Here is a 16,315-nt window from a genome sequence, read left to right as displayed (position 1 = left end):
ACCACCGACGAAACCGCCTCAGCGCCCGTCTCGAAGGTTTCATCGGTGAAGACGCCGAATGTCTCGCGTTGTCAATCAGGGAAGGGTTTTCCGACCTTCGACCTGTGGGGAGGGTCACGTCAGCATCGTGAGACCAGTGTTCAACTGGACTGGTTTTTGGGCTTACCCTGAAAGTACGCCCCCGCCGCCGGAGTCGACGGGCCAGCGGGCCATCTTCCCGCGCCTGAAAACACCCGCCTGCAACCCAGGGAGTGACCGTGCCGAAACTCGTCTACGACTTCGCCGAAGGCAACAAAGATATGAAGCAGCTCCTCGGCGGCAAGGGAGCGAACCTGGCCGAGATGACCAACCTCGGCCTGCCGGTGCCCCCCGGTTTCACCATCACCGCGGACGCCTGCCGCGCGTACCTGGAGACCGGCGCGGTCCCGGCCGACCTGGCCGACGAGATCGACCACCATGTGGCGCTGCTCGAGCAGAAGATGGGCAAGAAGCTCGGCCAGGCTGACGATCCGCTGCTGGTCTCGGTCCGCTCCGGTGCCGCCGTCTCGATGCCAGGCATGATGGAAACGGTCCTGAACGTCGGCCTCAACGACGACTCGGTGAACGGGCTCGCGCACCACTCCGGCAACCCCCGGTTCGCCTGGGACGCGTACCGCCGGCTGATCCAGATGTTCGGCAAGACCGTGCTCGGTATGGAAGGCGACGTATTCGAGGACGCGATCGAACAAGCCAAGCAGGCGAAGGGCACGCGCAACGACCTGGACCTGGACGCCGCCGATCTGAAGCGCCTCGTCGAGACGTTCAAGCAGGCCGTGCACGAGCACACCGACCGCGAGTTCCCTCAGGACCCGCGGACCCAGATGGACCTCGCGACCGAGGCAGTCTTCCGCTCCTGGAACTCGGACCGCGCGATCCTCTACCGCCGCCAGGAGCGCATCCCCACCGACCTCGGCACGGCGGTGAACATCTGCTCGATGGTGTTCGGCAACCTCGGCATGGACTCCGGCACCGGCGTCGCGTTCACCCGCGACCCGTCGAGCGGGCAGCCCGGCGTGTACGGCGACTACCTGCAGAACGCCCAGGGCGAGGATGTCGTCGCGGGCATCCGCAACACCGTCCCGCTCGCGGACCTCGAGCAGATCGACAAGGCGTCGTACGACGACCTGATGGAGATCATGGCGAAGCTCGAAGGCCACTACCGCGACCTGTGCGACATCGAGTTCACCGTCGAGCGCGGCAAGCTGTGGATGCTGCAGACCCGTGTCGGCAAGCGGACCGCGGCGGCGGCGTTCCGGATCGCGACCAGCCTGATCGACGAAGGCGTGATCGACACCGACGAGGCACTCAAGCGGGTGAAGGGCGCGCAGCTCGCGCAGCTGATGTTCCCGCGGTTCGACGCGGACGCCGCGACGGACCTGATCACCAAGGCGATCGGTGCGTCGCCGGGTGCGGCCTCGGGCAAGGTCGTGTTCACGTCGGCGGCCGCAGTCGAGGCCGCGGAGCGCGGCGAGAAGGTCATCCTGGTCCGGCGCGAGACCAACCCCGACGACCTGCACGGCATGATCGCGGCGCAGGGCATCCTGACCAGCCGCGGCGGCAAGACCTCGCACGCGGCCGTGGTCGCGCGCGGCATGGGCAAGACCTGTGTCTGCGGCGCCGAGGAGCTCGACGTGAACGTTGCCCAGGGCACCATCAAGGTGAACGGCACCGTGCTCGAGGCCGGCGAGTTGATCTCGATCGACGGAACCACGGGTGAGGTGTTCCGCGGCGAGGTCCCGGTCGTACCGTCCCCGGTCGTGCAGTACTTCGAGGGCACGCTGGCCCCGGACGCGGGCGACGAGCTGGTCGCGTCGGTGCACCGGTTGATCACGCACGCGGACGACGTACGGCGACTCGGCGTACGGACCAATGCGGACACCGCGGACGACGCGGCGCGGGCGCGGCGGTTCGGGGCGTCGGGGATCGGGCTGTGCCGGACCGAGCACATGTTCCTGGGGGAGCGGCGCGAATCCGTGGAGCGGCTGATCCTCGCGGACAACGACGCGGATCGCGAGGCCGCGCTGGCCGAGCTGGAACCCTTGCAGCGCGGGGACTTCCTGGAGCTGCTCGGCGCGATGGACGGGCTGCCGGTGACGATCCGGCTGATCGACCCGCCGCTGCACGAGTTCCTGCCGTCGATGGAGGAGCTGGCGGTCAAGGTCGCGGTGGCGCGCGAGCGGGGCGAGGAGTCGGAGCACGATGTGAAGCTGCTCGCGGCGGTCGAGCGGCTGCACGAGGAGAACCCGATGCTCGGCCTCCGCGGGGTAAGGCTCGGGCTGGTGATCCCCGGTTTGTTCGCGATGCAGGTCCGGGCGATCGCGTCGGCGACCGCCGAGTTGCGGGCCCAGGGCAAGGATCCGCGGCCGGAGATCATGATCCCGCTGGTCGGCGCCGTACAGGAGCTGCATTTGGCCCGCGACGAGGTGGAACGCGTGCTGGCTGACTACCCTGGCGGCACCGAGATCCCGATCGGCACGATGATCGAGCTGCCGCGGGCCGCGGTGATCGCGGACCAGATCGCCGAGGCGGCCGACTTCTTCTCGTTCGGCACCAACGACCTGACCCAGACCACGTGGGGCTTCAGCCGTGACGACGTCGAGGGTGCGTTCTTCTCGCGGTACCTGGAGAAGGGCATCTTCGCGGTGTCGCCGTTCGAGTCGATCGACCGGGAAGGCGTCGGCGCGCTGGTGCGGACCGGTGTGGACCGCGGGCGAGCGACCAAGCCGGACCTCAAGCTCGGCATCTGCGGCGAGCACGGAGGCGACCCCGACAGCATCCACTTCTTCCACGAGGTCGGCCTCGACTACGTCTCCTGCTCGCCGTTCCGTATTCCAGTAGCACGCCTGGAGGCAGGCCGGGCAGCATTGGCCGGGTGAGCAGACAGAACCTTCGGCAGACCTTCGGAGAAGACGCGGAGCTGTACGACCGCGTTCGGCCGGCCTATCCGCGCGAGCTCTTCGACGAGCTCGCGCGGATCGCCGGGGATCGGCCGAAGGTGCTGGAGATCGGGCCCGGGACCGGCCAGGCGACTGCTGCCATGGTGCAGCGTGGCTGGTCGGTCACCGCGGTCGAGCTGAGTCCGGAGCTCGCGGGCGTACTGCAGCGGAAGCTTCCCGAGGTCGAGGTCATCGTCGCGGACTTCGACACCTGGGAGCTGCCGTCGGCGGAGTTCGACCTGGTCATCTCGGCGACCGCGTTCCACTGGCTCGATCCGGCGACGCGCGTCCAGCGCTGTGTGGACGTGCTGCGGCCGGGTGGCGCGCTGGCGGTCGTGTCGACGCATCACGTCGCGGGCGGCTCCGAGCAGTTCTTCGTCGACGTGCAGTCCTGCTACGACCGGTTCACCGACGATGCGGTGAAGGGCGGTTTGCCGGCCGCGGACGACGTACCGGTGGATCCGGCAGGGCTCGGGGAGACGCAGCTTTTCGGGACCGTGGAGTTCCGCAGCTATGCGTGGGATGCGGTCTATTCGACGGCCGAGTACCTCGAACTTCTGTCCTCGTATTCGGGTCATCGGGCCTTGACAACGGACCGGCGTGACCGACTGTACGAGTGCATCGGCGTGTTCATCGATGCGGCCGGGGGTTCGATCACGAAGCGTTATCTCAATCAACTGTCTGTAGGAATTTCCCTTAACCAACCCCTTGCGTAGGGGGCCATCGGCTGGTGAGAATATCCGGGCGGGAAGGGAGATCACTCGTCGACTTTCGGGTCTGACCTGAACCAGCCGCTGTGGCGGCTCGTGACTCCCTTTCCCGCACCAAATCTCCTTGTTTCCAAGGGCATTGTAGAGTTCGGGGCATGGCCCAATATGTCGTTCAGCTGCGCTTCGACGTTGACCGGACCGACCGCCGGATGGAGGTCCGTCCGGCGCACCGCGAGTACCTCACCGCGCTGAAGGCCGACGGCAAGCTCGTCGCCGCCGGACCGTTCGCCGACCAGACCGGTGCGCTGCTCGTGTACGACGTCGCCGACGAGGCAGAGCTCCGCGACATCCTCGCCAAGGACCCGTACACCCCGGCCGACGTCTACGAGATCGCCACCCTCGCCGAATGGCAGCCGCTCTTCCCGTTCAGCTGACGGTCAGGCGTCGGCGCCTTCCATGTTCAGGTGGTCGACGTACGCCCAGAGCCAGACCAGGGGAGCGAGGACCAGTTCGGGCTCGTTGTCATCGTCGGCGATGAACAGCATCGACGCCTCGCCGTTGGTGAGGTCCTCGATGACCGCCTCGCACATCTCGAGCGCGACCTCGAACGGCACCAGCCGCGGGCCGTTCTCCCAGCGCGGCTCGGGCAGCGGCAGGACCGGTGCCTCGTCCGTCCCGTCCAGCTCGACCGAGACCTTCTGCAGCTCCTCGTACAGGTCGAACGAGATCAGCCCCGCGAGCGGCCGCCCGTCCAGACCGACCAGGTACGGGTCGTCGGCGCCGTCGCGGAACGCGTCCCGGATGTCCGGCAGCGCCGCCTTGAGATCGGACGCCTCGAGGTACGGCGCCTCGTCCGGCTCCTCGTCGGCCTCCGCCTCGATCAGCCCGCTGCGCATCTGGTCGAACTGGTGCAGCAGCGCGTTCAACTCGTCGTACGCGCCACCGCCCGGCGCCTTCTGCGCACGCGCCTCCAGGTCACGCAGGTGCTCGATCAGCTCGTCCTCGAAGTGCAGCTCGTACCGCGGGAGGCCCGGCTCGCGGCCGGCGTTGATCTGCGCGACCAGCTGCGTCGACACCGGCCCGATCCGCTCGGCGAGCACCTCCAGCGGCGTGGTGGGCTTCTCCTCGTCGTCGTGCGCGCAGGAGTCGTCCTCGCCCTTCCCGTCACCTTCCATCGCGAGCAGCACCTGGAACGCCTGGAAGGACAGCAGCGCGGCGGTCGCCATCGTCCCGTCGCCGATCAGCATCAGCGGGTTGCCGCCGGCCTCGGTACGGCGTACGTGGTCGGACATCAGCGTCGCGGCCTGCTCGACGTTCACCTGACTGGCCAGCGAGGACAGCCCATGATCCGTGTCCACTCCGAGCAGCTCGACCAGCCGCTCGGAGCTCATGTCGAAGTTGGAGCGCAGGTAGTACCGCAGCCAGCCGGCGTCGACCGGGTTGCCGAGCAGGTCCGCGATCCGGGCCCGGAAGTCGGCCAGGTCGGCGATCGCCAGCACCACGAGCACTGGCTGGTCGCCGTCGCCGATCACCAGCGGCCGGGTGTCCCCGTTGTGGAAGCCTTCGATGACCTGGTGCAGGCTGTCCGCGGCAGCCTCCAGCGGCCACGACTCCGCCTCGAACTCGTTGACCACCGCGGCGGAGGTGTCCTCGGGCATCTGCTGGTCCTCTCCGAGTGGCGGCGGGAGTTTTGATAACTCTAGGCGGCGGCTGTATCAACAGACCGTGCGGGGCCTGTCGAGGGTGGGTACAGGAGTCGACGTGACGTTGGATACGCTGACACCGGCGGGTCGGTGCAGACGTATCTCATATATGAGATAAGGTCCCGCGCATGACCGATGACTACCTGAGCCGGATCGGAAATCTCATCCGGGACGCCCGTAAGCATCGCGGCTGGACGCAGACGCAGCTCGCGGAAGTACTGAACACCAGCCAGAGTGCGGTGAACAGGATCGAGAAGGGTCATCAGAACCTCACCCTCGAGATGCTCGCCCGGATCGGCGAGGCGCTCGACTCCGAAATTGTCTCTCTCGGCGGCGGCCCGGTCCACCTCCGTGTCGCCGGCGGCCGGAGATTGTCCGGCGCCATCGACGTGAAGTCGAGCAAGAACGCGGGCGTCGCGCTGCTCTGCGCATCGCTGCTGAACAAGGGCCGTACGACGTTGCGCAAGGTCGCGCGCATCGAGGAGGTCAACCGCCTGCTCGAGGTGCTGAACTCGATCGGCGTCAAGACCACCTGGCTGAACGACGCCGGCGACCTGGAGATCATCCCGCCGACGCACCTCGACCTCAGTGCGATGGATGCCGAGGCGGCCCGTCGTACCCGCTCCATCATCATGTTCCTCGGTCCGCTGCTGCACCGCGAGGACGCGTTCGAGCTGCCGTACGCCGGCGGCTGCGATCTCGGCACCCGCACCGTCGAGCCGCACCTGACCGCGCTGCGGCCGTTCGGTCTCGAGGTGAAGGCGACCGGCGGGCAGTACCACGCCCTGGTGAACCGGGCAATCGCCCCGGGCAAGCCGATCGTGCTGACCGAGCGCGGCGACACCGTGACCGAGAACGCGATCATGGCCGCAGCCCGGTACGACGGTGTCACGGTGATCCGCAACGCCAGCCCGAACTACATGGTCCAGGACCTGTGCTTCTACCTCGACCTGCTCGGCGTGAAGATCGACGGCATCGGCACCACGACGCTGACCGTGCACGGCAAGGCCGACATCGACGTGGACGTCGACTACGCGCCGTCCGAGGACCCGATCGAGGCGATGAGCCTGCTGACCGCGGCGATCGTCACGAAGTCCGAGATCACCATCCGGCGCGCGCCGGTGGAGTTCCTGGAGATCGAGCTCGCGCTGCTGGAGGAGATGGGGCTCGACTACGACCGCAGTACGGAGTACCTCGCCGAGAACGGCCGTACCCGGCTCGTCGACCTCACCACCCGGCCGTCGAAGCTGCACGCGCCGATCGACAAGATCCACCCGATGCCGTTCCCGGGCCTGAACATCGACAACCTGCCGTTCTTCGCGGTGATCGCGGCGACCGCCACCGGGCAGACGCTGATCCACGACTGGGTCTACGAGAACCGCGCGATCTACCTGACCGACCTGAACAAGCTCGGCGGCCGGGTCAAGCTGCTCGACCCGCACCGCGTGATGGTCGAGGGGCCGACGCACTTCTCCGGCGCCGAGATCATGTGCCCGCCGGCGCTCCGCCCGGCCGTCGTGACGCTGATCGCGATGATGGCCGCGAAGGGTACGTCGGTCCTGCGCAGCGTCTACGTGATCAACCGCGGCTACGAGGACCTGGCGACCCGGCTGAACTCGCTAGGCGCTCAGATCGAGACCTTCCGGGACATCTGAGTTCTGCTCTGAATCTGGGTCTTGCAGGAATGCGACGGCTTCGGTGATCACTGCCGGGTCCGAGAGGATCCGGCGGTGGCCGAGGCCGGTCGTCGGCAGGAAGTGCGCGCGGTCGCCGTAGTTGCGTAGCAGCACCTGGGCCTGCGCCGGGTCGACGATCTCGTCCTCGTCGTTGTGGATCACCAGGAGCTCGAGCTTTCCGGCCGTCACCGAGAAGCGCGTCCAGATCTGGTCGTCGCCGTCGAAGTACCCGCGCTCGATCTGTCGCCGCAGTTGCTGATTGATCTTCGGCCCCAGGCCGAGCTGGGCGCAGAACGTGTCGGCCAGGTACGCGAAGTCCGCGACGCCGCTGATCATCACCAGCCGTTTGGCCGCGACGCCCTCGCGGACGGCGTACAGCGCGAACGGTACGCCGAGCGAGTGCGCGATCACGCCCTCGAACGGGCCGTGGCGTTCCTCCAGTGCGCGGATGATCCGCTGGTGGCCGAGGATCGACACGACGTCGCCGTCCGAGTCCCCGTGCGCGGGAGCGTCGTACGACACTGGGCTGTACCCGAGCTCGAGCAGGCGCGTGATGAATCCGGCGTACCGCGAGGCGCGGGAACGCCAGCCATGGACGAGGAGCACCGGGCGGTTGCCGTCGCCCCAGTTGTAGGTCTTCACATTGTCGACAATCTCGACCCGTGCGGCATTGTGAACAATCTGCTCATCCGGACGGACCCGACCGCGGGCGAGCGGACGCCGCCACAGGTTGAACGCGAGCCGCCCGCCGAGTCGCGGTGACAACACTCCGATTGTCTGCAATCCGACACTGACCAGCTTCTGCATGAGATCCCCTCCGTCAAACTATACGAACGGTCGTATTATTAGTTTCGCACAGGCTAGCAGTCAACGGGACTTAGGATCGGGAATCGTGGAGAAGGTCGACGGACGGCTGGCGCGGGGTGACCAGACCCGCCGCGCCGTCCTGCGCCGCGCGGTCGACATCGCGTCGGTCGACGGGCTCGAAGGGCTGTCGATCGGGCGGCTCGCGACCGAGCTCGGGATCAGCAAGAGCGGGCTGTTCGCGCATTTCGGCTCCAAGGAGGAGCTGCAGTTGGCGACAGTCCGGGCCGCGCGCCGGATCTACGCCGACAACGTCGTGATTCCGGCGTACGAGGTGGAGCCCGGTCTCGGGCGGGTGTGGGCGCTGAGCAGGCACTGGCTGGACTACTCGCGGAGTCGCGTGTTCCCGGGCGGATGCTTCTTTCAGAAGGTCTCGCACGAGTTCTCCGCGCGTGGCGGCGCAGTGCACGAGTACCTCGCGTCCGTCCATCACGAGTGGATGGACCTGATCGAGACCGCGGTCGCCGAGGCTGTCGAACGGGGTGAGCTCGCGGCGGATCCGGTGCAGCTCGCGTTCGACCTGAACGCGTACTACGAGGCCGCGAACCTCGCCTCGATCCTGCACAACGACGAGACGGGGTACGAGCGCGCGCGTCAGGCGGTGCGGATCCGGTTGGAGTCGGCGGTCGTCCCAGGTACGCCGGTGCCTTGGTGAGTCGGCAGGTCGCGGCGCCCACGGATCGGTGACGCGAGCAGGACCAGACCGGCCAGCGGTACGCCGGCCGTCGTGATCCAGAGGGCAGGAGTGAGGCCCAGGGTCTGGCCGAGCGTTCCGCCGAGCAGCGCGCCGAGCGGGATGGTGCCGTAGTTGACGAAGGCGTTCGTCGCGGTCAGCCGGCCGAACAGGTCAGGTGGACAGTAGGACTGGAGGAACGTCGCCTTCACGACATTTCCACCGACCACTCCCAGGCTCACGCCGAACGCGCCGACCACGTAGAACCACGGGCTCGCGCCACCCAACGGGATCAGCAACGCCAGCGTCGGCAGGCCGAGCTCGCACAGCAGCAGCGCACGCGCCGTACCGAACCGCATCATCTTGCGGCCGAGGAGCGCGCCGAGTACACCGCCGCTGGAGGCCGCCGCGATCAGGGCACCGACCGTGCCGGCGGTCAGCCCGGCCTCGCGGACCAGAAACACGACGACGATCGCCTGATAGCCCATCAGGGCGAGGTTCGAGACCGCGCCGAAGATCGTCAACGTACGCAGCCAGACGTCGTGCGCGACCAGCCTGATGCCCTCCCGGATCGCACCCGCCTGCCGAGGCGCGTTCGTACGGCGTTCCCGGAAGCGGATCGCGGCGAGACAACCGAGCGCGACCACGAAGCTGGCCGCGTCGACGAACAGCGCATTGGCCGCGCCCGCGAACTGGACCAGGAGCCCACCACATCCGAGTCCCGCGATCTGCGCAGCGGACGCGCTGCCGTGGAGTTTCGCATTGCCCTCGGCGTGATCGGACGGGTCCAGAAGAGTCGGGAGATAAGCGGTGTACGCCGTCTGGAAGACGACCGACGCGGCGCCGACGAGACCTGCGATGACAAGCAAGAACTCGATCGTCAGCAGGTCGCGGGCCAGTGGAACCACGGCGAGCAGGAGGCCGGAAATTGCCGAGGAAGCGAGCATGAGCGGGCGTCGACGTACCCGATCGATCCAGGCGCCGGTGGGCAGGCCGATCAGGAGCCATGGTGCCCAGGCGGCCGCGGTGAGCAGGCCGACCTCGAAGGTCGTTGCGTCGAGCATCGAAATCGCGACCAGCGGGAGCGCCACCGACGACGTCGCACTGCCGAAGCGGTTGATCGTCTCGCCGATCCAGAACAGCCGGAAGTCGCGGTGCGTCCGCAGCAGGCTCATGAGCGCCGAGGGAACGACTGCAGTTGGACGATCACGCGCTCGGACCCCTCGGCCGGTTCGCTGCCGGTATAGCGGTCGATGACGGCCGCGAGCTCCTCGTTGAGCTTGTGCAGCTGCTCCGGAGTCAGCCGCAGGTCGCGCCAGTCCGAGAGCCCGGCCGCGTGTTGCCAGTCGGCCGGCCAGTCTTCGTCGACGTACGCCCGGACGCGGTCGTAGTAGCGCTCCACGAGATCGCGCAGGTACACGTCGAGCGCCCGCCGTGTCTCCGGGTCGTCGAGGAACTCGGCCGGGTCGAGGACGGTCGGCCCGTGGGGGAGCCGCCACCAGCGCTCGCGCTTCGTGCCGCGGTCGGTGTCGTCCTCGAGGTACCCGTGCTCAGCGAGCAGCCGCAGGTGCCAGCTGATCGTCCCGGTGTTCTCGCCGAGCCGCGTCGCCAGAGTGCTCGACGTCGCGGGTCCGTCGAGCTCGATCGCCTCCAGAATGCGCATCCGGAGCGGGTGGGCGAGTCCGCGGAGACTCCGGGCATCGATGCGTCGCATGAATGCAGAGTAGTCTCTGCAAAGGAGTCTCTGCAACCAGGATTTGTCGGTGGCCGTCCCTAGGTTTGGGGCATGCGGCCTCATGTGGTGGCTCAGCTGGCGGTCTCGCTGGACGGGGTGACGTCGGGATTCGACGTCGACCTCGCGCGGTTCTATGCGCTGGCGTCGCTGTGGCAGGAGGATGTGACGCTGATCGACGCCGGCACGATCCTCGCCCAAGAGAACGCCGTACTCGCGGCTCCTCGGCGCGGTCCGCGGGCGGAGGGTCCGCTGCTCGCGGTGGTGGATGAGCGGGCGCGGGTCCGCAGCTGGGACTCGTTGCGGGAGCTGGGCTACTGGTCCGGAGTCCTCGCGTTGTACGCCGAGCAGACGCCGGAGCGCCCGCCGGACGCGACGACCCGCGAGCTGATCACCGGCTACGACCAGGTCGACCTCGTCGAAGTGCTCGACGCCCTGGGCCGCCGCGGCGTACAGACCGTCCGCGTCGATGCGCACGCAGTGCTCCGCACCTGTCTGAGCCTCGACCTGGTCGATGAGTTGGCCCTCCTTGTCCACCCGGTGCTCATCGGAGGCGAACCATGGCACGACATCCACCGCCTCAACCTCCAGCACGCCGGCACCGAAGTATTCAAGGACGGCGTCATCTGGATCCGGTACTGCGTTTCCTGAAGGGCCCGCAAACTGTCGGTGGTCGCCGCTAGTGTGAGCGGTGATGAGGAAGCAGCATGAGTGGTACGACGAGCACGACGCCGAGCGGTGGGTTGCCGAGCCGGTCAAGCGGCCGGGGCGGACCGCGTTCGCTCGTGATCGTGCGCGCGTGCTGCACAGTGCGGCGTTGCGACGGCTGGCGGCCAAGACGCAGGTCGTGACGGCCGGTAGCGACGACTTCGTGCGGAACCGGTTGACGCACAGCCTCGAGGTCGCGCAGATCGGCCGCGAGCTGGCGTCGACGCTCGGCTGCGATCCGGACATCGTGGACGCGGCCTGCCTGGCGCACGATCTCGGGCATCCGCCGTTCGGGCACAACGGCGAGCGCGCGCTGGACCAGGTCGCCGCGGAGATCGGCGGCTTCGAGGGGAACGCGCAGACGCTGCGGCTGCTGACCCGGCTGGAGTCGAAGACGTTCGACGCCGAAGGGCGCAGCGTCGGCCTCAATCTGAGTCGCGCGACACTCGACGCCGCGACGAAGTACCCGTGGCCCCGCCGGCCGGACGAGAACAAGTTCGGCGTGTACGACGACGATCTCGCAGTCTTCACCTGGTTGCGCCAGGGCGTGGGGGAGCGTCGCTGCCTGGAGGCGCAGGTGATGGACTTCGCCGACGACGTGGCGTACTCCGTGCACGACGTCGAGGACGGGATCGTCGCGCACCACATCGATCTCGCCGCGGTCGACGCCGAGCCGGCGCCGTACTGGGAGACGGTCCGGCAGATGTACTTGCCGGAGGCAACCGACGCCGAGCTGGACGAGGGCTGGGCGCGGCTGAAGGCGCTGAACTACTGGCCGCGTGCCGCGTTCGACGACAGCAGGCAGGCACTGGGCGCACTCAAGGACGTCACCAGCCAGCTCATCGGCCGGTTCGCGACCGCCGCCGAGCAGACCACGCACGCCGTCTTCGGCCGGTCCCGCCTGATCCGGTACGAGGCCGACCTGGTCGTTCCGGACGGCACCCGCACCGAGATCGGGCTGCTCAAGGGCGTCGGCATGTTCCACGTCCTCAACTCACCGGAACGCCAGGCCCGCCGGGCCACCCAGCGCGAGCTCCTCACCGAACTCGTGGAAGCCCTGTGGAAAACGGCCCCGCGGCACCTGGACGTCCCGTTCCGGTCCGACTTCGCGGAGGCGACCGACGACAACGCCCGACTCCGCGTCATCGTCGACCAAGTCGCCTCCCTCACCGACCCCTCAGCCCTCGCCTGGCACGCCCACCTTGTCGAAGGGCAGGTCTAGGCCCAGCCTGTCGGTGATCGGCTTGTTCTGCTCGCGGATCTGCTGCAGTTCGCTGTCGGTGAGTGCTCGGCGATAGACGCGGACCTCGTCGAGTGCACCGTGGAAACGGTTGACGCCGTCGACGCGCTGGCCGACGTGGATGCCCTGCACGCCGAACTCCTTGCCCGCTGTCACCGACCCGGCGGGCGCCGTCGCCGAGCCGACCTCGGCACCGTCGACCAGCAGCCGCAACTTCCCGCCGACCCGCTGCAGTACGACGTGATGCCACTGGTCGTCGTTGTACGCCGACGCCGACTGGACCGTCACGTTGAAACGGTCGACGGACAACAACGCGCGGATCCGCTTGCTCTCCGGCTCCGCCCGCAACCACACCTGCGGCGTACTGCCCGAACCGGTCCGGTACGCCCACAGGATCGCGTGCGTCCCGGTCGTCGCGCCGTACCTGATCCACGCCATCATCGTGAAGTCGTCCGCGCCCAGATCGATCGACCGGTCGTACGGCACCTCGACGTAATCGTCGACCCCGTCCAGCGCGAGCCCGTTCCCGAACTTGCCTGCGGCAACAGTCACCCCGCCCCGCACGTACGCCGGATTGCGCGCCGGCCCGACGTCAGGCGTCAGCGGCCCGGGCGCGGGCGGACCGGGGATGCCCGGCGGCGTCCCATTCGGCGACGAGAGGTACGCCTCGTTGAACCGAGCCCAGCGGATCGACTCGTACGGGTTCGCGACGCCTGCCTCGTACAGCAACCCGGCCTCGTCACCATCCAGCCGGACCATGTCGGAGTACGCCGACGGGCCCCAGTAGAAGACTTTCCCCTGCTGCCACGTGCCGAACGATCGCGCCTCGTCGTACGACGACCGCACGGTCATCACCTCGCGCGCGGCCGGATGTGCCGGCGCCGAGAACAGAATCCGGTTCCGCCGATCGCCCTCGTTGTGCGCACTGAACCGTAGCAACGAGCCCTGCACGTCGGGCATCACCAACTTCGGGATGGTCCTGAACGGCGCGTCGAAGCTGTCCCCGCCGTCGCTGCTGATCGCGTACGCGCGATTGCCCGGATCGGTGCCGCGTTCGCGGGCCAGCGCGTAGATCCGGCCGTCGGTCAGCTCGACCACGGTGACCTCCTGCGCGATCACCGAACCGTCGTCCCGCGAGGTCGTCGCGCCGATGTGCCACGTCTCGCCCGCGTCGTCGGAGTACAGCAAATGCGTGCCGTAGACGTGCGGCCCGACGCCGTCGTACGTCTCGAAGCTGGCGCCGACGATCAGCCGGCCGGCGTGCGGTCCGTGTTCGAGCTGGATGCCGTGCATCGGGCCGGTCGCGTACCAGAAGTTCCAGCTCGGCAGCTTCGCGTCGATCAGCTCGCGGGGCGCGGTCCAGGTCGCGCCGAAGTCGTCGCTGGTCTGGACGTACGGGTCACGGTCGCAGCCGTTCGTGCACGGCTGCGGGCCGTTGTGCGTCGTGACGAGCACGATCCGCCCGGTCTTCCGGTCCACGATTGGGACCGGGTTGCCGTGCGTACTGCCGTTGCCGTCCGACACCACCTGCAGCGGGCCCCAGGTCTTGCCGCCGTCGGTCGATCGGCGCAGCACGATGTCGATGTCGCCGTCGTCACCGCAGTCCGCGACCCGGCCCTCGGCGAATGCGAGTACGTCGCCGTTCGTCGCGTGCACGACGGCTGGGATTCGGAAGCACGAGTAGCCCTCGGTTTTCTGCTGGAACAGCACGCTGTCGTCGACGAAGGGCGCTGTGTCGTCTTGGCCGGCTTGGGCAGGCGGCGCGGTGAGGGTTGTGAAGACCAGTAGGGCGGCGGCCGCTAGACGGCCTGGTGCGAGTACGCGCATGACTCTCCCAGGAAGGACATAGGACGTCTGATGTCCTGCGACAACGTAGTCATCGGCGCGGTCGGCGACAAGGGGTCGCGGAGGACTATCGTTCTGTCATGGCTGATGCAGAGCAGATCGTGATCGTCGGTGCGAGTCTTGCGGGAGCGACCGCGGCCGAGGCCCTTCGGAAGGACGGCTGGAGCGGTGGCATCGTCCTGATCGGCAGTGAGCAGTCACTGCCGTACGAGCGACCTCCGCTGTCGAAGGGCGTCCTGCTCGGCAAGGAACAAACCGAATCGGCGCAGCTGCACGATCAGCAGTGGTACGACGACAACAACATCGACCTGCGCCTCGGTGCCACGGTCACAGCGCTCGATCCGGCCGCGCACTCGGTCACGCTCGACGATGGCTCGCAGGTGTCCTACGCCAAGCTCCTGATCGCGACGGGCAGCCGCGTCCGCAAGCTCGACGTACCGGGTGCAGATCTGCCGGGCGTGCACTACCTGCGGACGGCCGAGGAGGCGCAGGCGCTGACCGACGCGTACGCCGCGAAGCCGCGCGTCGTCGTGGTGGGCGCCGGATGGATCGGGCTCGAGGCGGCGTCGGCTGCTCGCGAGCGTGGGTGCGAGGTGACGGTCGTCGAGCCGCAGTCCACTGCCCTGGCCGCCGTACTTGGTGAAGAGATCGGTGAGCTGTTCGCGGAGTTCCACCGGCAGCACGGGGTTCAGTTCCGGTTCGGGACCGGGGTGGAAGGGTTCGAGGGGACGGACAAGGTCACCGGGGTGCGCGTGAACGGCGGTGAGGTGATTCCGGCGGGTCTGGTGGTGGTCGGAGTCGGCGTACAGCCGAACACCGAGCTGGCCGAGGCGGCCGGTATCGAGGTCGCGACACGGGAGAACGGTTCGGGCATAGTCGCGGGTGCGGACCTGCAGACTTCGGTCGCGGACGTGTACGCCGCCGGTGACGTGGTCCGCTGGGACCACCCGCTGTTCGGGCGGTTCGTCCGAGTCGAGCACTGGCAGAACGCGAAGGACACCGGCGCCTCGGCCGCGAAGGCGATGCTCGGGCAGGACGTGGCGCACGACGCGATCCCGTTCTTCTTCACCGACCAGTTCGACCTCGGGATGGAGTACGCCGGGGACCTCCCGCGCGGAACGTCGTACCAGGTCGTCCTCCGCGGCGACCCGAAGTCCGGGGCCTACGTGGCGTTCTGGCTCGACGACGACCACCACGTCCTGGCCGGCATGCACGTCAACACGTGGGGCGCCATCGACGCGGTCCAGAGCCTCATCCGCTCCGGCAAGGAGGTCGACCCGGCCCGCCTGGCCGACACCTCGATCGACCTCGCCGAGGTCTAGAGCGGGTAGGTGACGTAGGCGAACGACGCGCTGTCCGGCGACCAGCTCGGCACGTTCATCGTGCCCTGGCCGCCGAACAGGCTCGTCAGTTCGCGGATCTCACCGTCGTTCGTCAGGAGGCGCAGGCGGACGTCCTCGATGTCGGCCGGATGCCCCTCGGTGCCGGGCGGGAAGCTGACGTACGCGACCGCCGACCAGTCCGGCGCCGGGTGCGGGAACCAGTTGACCCGCTCGTCGCTCGTCAGCTGCTCGATCGCACTGCCCTCGACCATGACCCGGAACAGCTGGGCATGCCCGGACCGCTCGGAGTTGAAGTAGATCCACCGCCCGTCCGGGCTGAACTCCGACCCGTCGTCTGCGAACTTGTCATCGGTCACCGGTACGTCGGCGCCGCCCGCGGTCGGGATCGTCCACACGTTGGTGATCCGCTGCTCGCCGACCCACTCCAGCCCGATGTACGCGAGCGTCGTACCGTCGGGCGAAACGCCGTGCAGGTAGTGATGGAAGCCCGGTCCGCGATCGTTCGTCACCCGGCGGCCGGGTCCGCCTTCGATCGGTACGGCGTACACGTGGCCGTCGTTCGCCGACACGTAGACCGTCCGCCCGTCCGGACTCACGACGTGGTCGTTGTTGATCGCCGGTACGCCACCGAGCTCGATCTCCTCGAGTCCGTCCGCCACCCGGAACAGCAGCCCGTTGCCGTTGACAACCAGAGTGCCGTCGGGGAGCCAGTTCGGCGCCTCGAACAGCACCTCGTCCGAGCTGAACACCAGCCGGTGGGTGTTGGTCGCGACGTCGACGACGTACAGCTCGGACCGCTGACCTGGGCGAAGAGTACGTGGCATACCCGCAAACCTACGTGATCCG

14 protein-coding genes are annotated in these 16,315 nt (G+C 68.1%); 8 read left to right on the top strand and 6 right to left on the bottom strand.

Features of this window, described 5'->3' with window-relative positions; all coding sequences use genetic code 11:
* Nucleotides 1-257: 257 nt before the first annotated feature.
* From ppdK to EV649_RS04265, 3 genes are all read left to right on the top strand, one after another.
* On the top strand, nt 258-2,915 hold the full coding sequence (gene ppdK, locus EV649_RS04275) for a pyruvate, phosphate dikinase (RefSeq protein WP_130380703.1): 2,658 nt from the start codon (nt 258-260) through the stop codon (nt 2,913-2,915).
* Complete coding sequence (locus tag EV649_RS04270) at nt 2,912-3,691, top strand: class I SAM-dependent methyltransferase (protein WP_198682294.1); 780 nt, start codon at nt 2,912-2,914, stop codon at nt 3,689-3,691. Before ppdK ends, EV649_RS04270 begins: the two co-directional genes overlap by 4 nt.
* Before the next feature lie 149 nt (nt 3,692-3,840).
* A complete protein-coding gene (locus EV649_RS04265) occupies nt 3,841-4,119 on the top strand; it encodes a muconolactone Delta-isomerase family protein (RefSeq protein WP_130380699.1) in 279 nt (92 codons plus the stop codon).
* A 3-nt stretch (nt 4,120-4,122) separates the two neighbouring features.
* On the opposite strand, the gene EV649_RS04260 is transcribed toward EV649_RS04265, so the two are convergent.
* On the bottom strand, nt 4,123-5,343 hold the full coding sequence (locus EV649_RS04260; protein WP_130380697.1) for a hypothetical protein: 1,221 nt from the start codon (nt 5,341-5,343) through the stop codon (nt 4,123-4,125).
* Between the two features lie 173 nt (nt 5,344-5,516).
* Here EV649_RS04260 and EV649_RS04255 point away from each other — a divergent pair, with 173 nt between their 5' ends.
* Entirely contained in the window at nt 5,517-7,043 is a 1,527-nt protein-coding gene (locus tag EV649_RS04255; RefSeq protein ID WP_130380695.1) for a UDP-N-acetylglucosamine 1-carboxyvinyltransferase, read from the top strand.
* Here the strand turns inward: EV649_RS04255 and EV649_RS04250 are convergent.
* The gene (locus EV649_RS04250) at nt 7,008-7,871 is read right to left on the bottom strand and encodes an alpha/beta hydrolase (protein WP_130380693.1); all 864 of its coding nucleotides are present in this window, start codon (nt 7,869-7,871) and stop codon (nt 7,008-7,010) included. The genes EV649_RS04255 and EV649_RS04250 overlap by 36 nt on opposite strands.
* Before the next feature lie 85 nt (nt 7,872-7,956).
* On the opposite strand from EV649_RS04250, the gene EV649_RS04245 reads away from it, so the two are divergent.
* Nucleotides 7,957-8,583, top strand: coding sequence for a TetR/AcrR family transcriptional regulator (locus EV649_RS04245; protein ID WP_241997701.1), 627 nt, complete (start codon nt 7,957-7,959; stop codon nt 8,581-8,583).
* Here the strand turns inward: EV649_RS04245 and EV649_RS04240 are convergent.
* Together EV649_RS04240 and EV649_RS04235 are read right to left on the bottom strand one after the other, a co-directional pair.
* Nucleotides 8,523-9,776: an MFS transporter gene (locus EV649_RS04240; protein WP_130380689.1), complete on the bottom strand. Its 1,254-nt coding sequence runs from the start codon at nt 9,774-9,776 to the stop codon at nt 8,523-8,525. The genes EV649_RS04245 and EV649_RS04240 overlap by 61 nt on opposite strands.
* A complete protein-coding gene (locus EV649_RS04235; protein ID WP_130380687.1) occupies nt 9,773-10,315 on the bottom strand; it encodes a winged helix-turn-helix domain-containing protein in 543 nt (180 codons plus the stop codon). The genes EV649_RS04240 and EV649_RS04235 overlap by 4 nt, the downstream gene beginning before the upstream one ends.
* A 72-nt stretch (nt 10,316-10,387) precedes the next feature.
* Here EV649_RS04235 and EV649_RS04230 point away from each other — a divergent pair, with 72 nt between their 5' ends.
* Nucleotides 10,388-10,984, top strand: a complete 597-nt coding sequence (locus EV649_RS04230; RefSeq protein ID WP_130380685.1) for a dihydrofolate reductase family protein — start codon at nt 10,388-10,390, stop codon at nt 10,982-10,984.
* Nucleotides 10,985-11,027: 43 nt separating this feature from the next.
* Nucleotides 11,028-12,263 (top strand): deoxyguanosinetriphosphate triphosphohydrolase, encoded by a 1,236-nt coding sequence (locus EV649_RS04225; RefSeq protein ID WP_130380683.1) that lies wholly within the window; start codon nt 11,028-11,030, stop codon nt 12,261-12,263.
* Here EV649_RS04225 and EV649_RS04220 read toward each other — a convergent pair.
* Nucleotides 12,219-14,108, bottom strand: coding sequence for a sialidase family protein (locus EV649_RS04220; RefSeq protein ID WP_198682293.1), 1,890 nt, complete (start codon nt 14,106-14,108; stop codon nt 12,219-12,221). The two genes, EV649_RS04225 and EV649_RS04220, sit on opposite strands and share 45 nt — an antisense overlap.
* Nucleotides 14,109-14,206: 98 nt before the next feature.
* On the opposite strand from EV649_RS04220, the gene EV649_RS04215 reads away from it, so the two are divergent.
* The gene (locus EV649_RS04215; protein ID WP_130380681.1) at nt 14,207-15,448 is read left to right on the top strand and encodes an FAD/NAD(P)-binding oxidoreductase; all 1,242 of its coding nucleotides are present in this window, start codon (nt 14,207-14,209) and stop codon (nt 15,446-15,448) included.
* Here the strand turns inward: EV649_RS04215 and EV649_RS04210 are convergent.
* Entirely contained in the window at nt 15,445-16,293 is an 849-nt protein-coding gene (locus EV649_RS04210; RefSeq protein WP_130380679.1) for a PD40 domain-containing protein, read from the bottom strand. The genes EV649_RS04215 and EV649_RS04210 overlap by 4 nt on opposite strands.
* Between the last annotated feature and the right edge of the window lie 22 nt (nt 16,294-16,315).

This window comes from Kribbella sp. VKM Ac-2569 (assembly GCF_004216905.1).
Lineage (GTDB): Bacteria > Actinomycetota > Actinomycetes > Propionibacteriales > Kribbellaceae > Kribbella.
Note: the sequence above shows the minus strand (reverse complement) of the source record. Positions and strands in the feature narration are given on the sequence as shown.

Bases quoted from the DNA above. Each gene is read 5' to 3' on its own strand.
- EV649_RS04210 (WP_130380679.1), bottom strand. From the start codon at position 16,293: ATGCCACGTACTCTTCGCCCAGGTCAGCGGTCCGAGCTGTACGTCGTC.
- EV649_RS04225 (WP_130380683.1), top strand. From the start codon at position 11,028: ATGAGGAAGCAGCATGAGTGGTACGACGAGCACGACGCCGAGCGGTGG.
- EV649_RS04260 (WP_130380697.1), bottom strand. From the start codon at position 5,343: ATGCCCGAGGACACCTCCGCCGCGGTGGTCAACGAGTTCGAGGCGGAG.
- EV649_RS04220 (WP_198682293.1), bottom strand. From the start codon at position 14,108: ATGCGCGTACTCGCACCAGGCCGTCTAGCGGCCGCCGCCCTACTGGTC.
- EV649_RS04255 (WP_130380695.1), top strand. From the start codon at position 5,517: ATGACCGATGACTACCTGAGCCGGATCGGAAATCTCATCCGGGACGCC.
- EV649_RS04250 (WP_130380693.1), bottom strand. From the start codon at position 7,871: ATGCAGAAGCTGGTCAGTGTCGGATTGCAGACAATCGGAGTGTTGTCA.
- EV649_RS04215 (WP_130380681.1), top strand. From the start codon at position 14,207: ATGGCTGATGCAGAGCAGATCGTGATCGTCGGTGCGAGTCTTGCGGGA.
- EV649_RS04235 (WP_130380687.1), bottom strand. From the start codon at position 10,315: ATGCGACGCATCGATGCCCGGAGTCTCCGCGGACTCGCCCACCCGCTC.
- EV649_RS04230 (WP_130380685.1), top strand. From the start codon at position 10,388: ATGCGGCCTCATGTGGTGGCTCAGCTGGCGGTCTCGCTGGACGGGGTG.
- EV649_RS04240 (WP_130380689.1), bottom strand. From the start codon at position 9,776: ATGAGCCTGCTGCGGACGCACCGCGACTTCCGGCTGTTCTGGATCGGC.
- EV649_RS04265 (WP_130380699.1), top strand. From the start codon at position 3,841: ATGGCCCAATATGTCGTTCAGCTGCGCTTCGACGTTGACCGGACCGAC.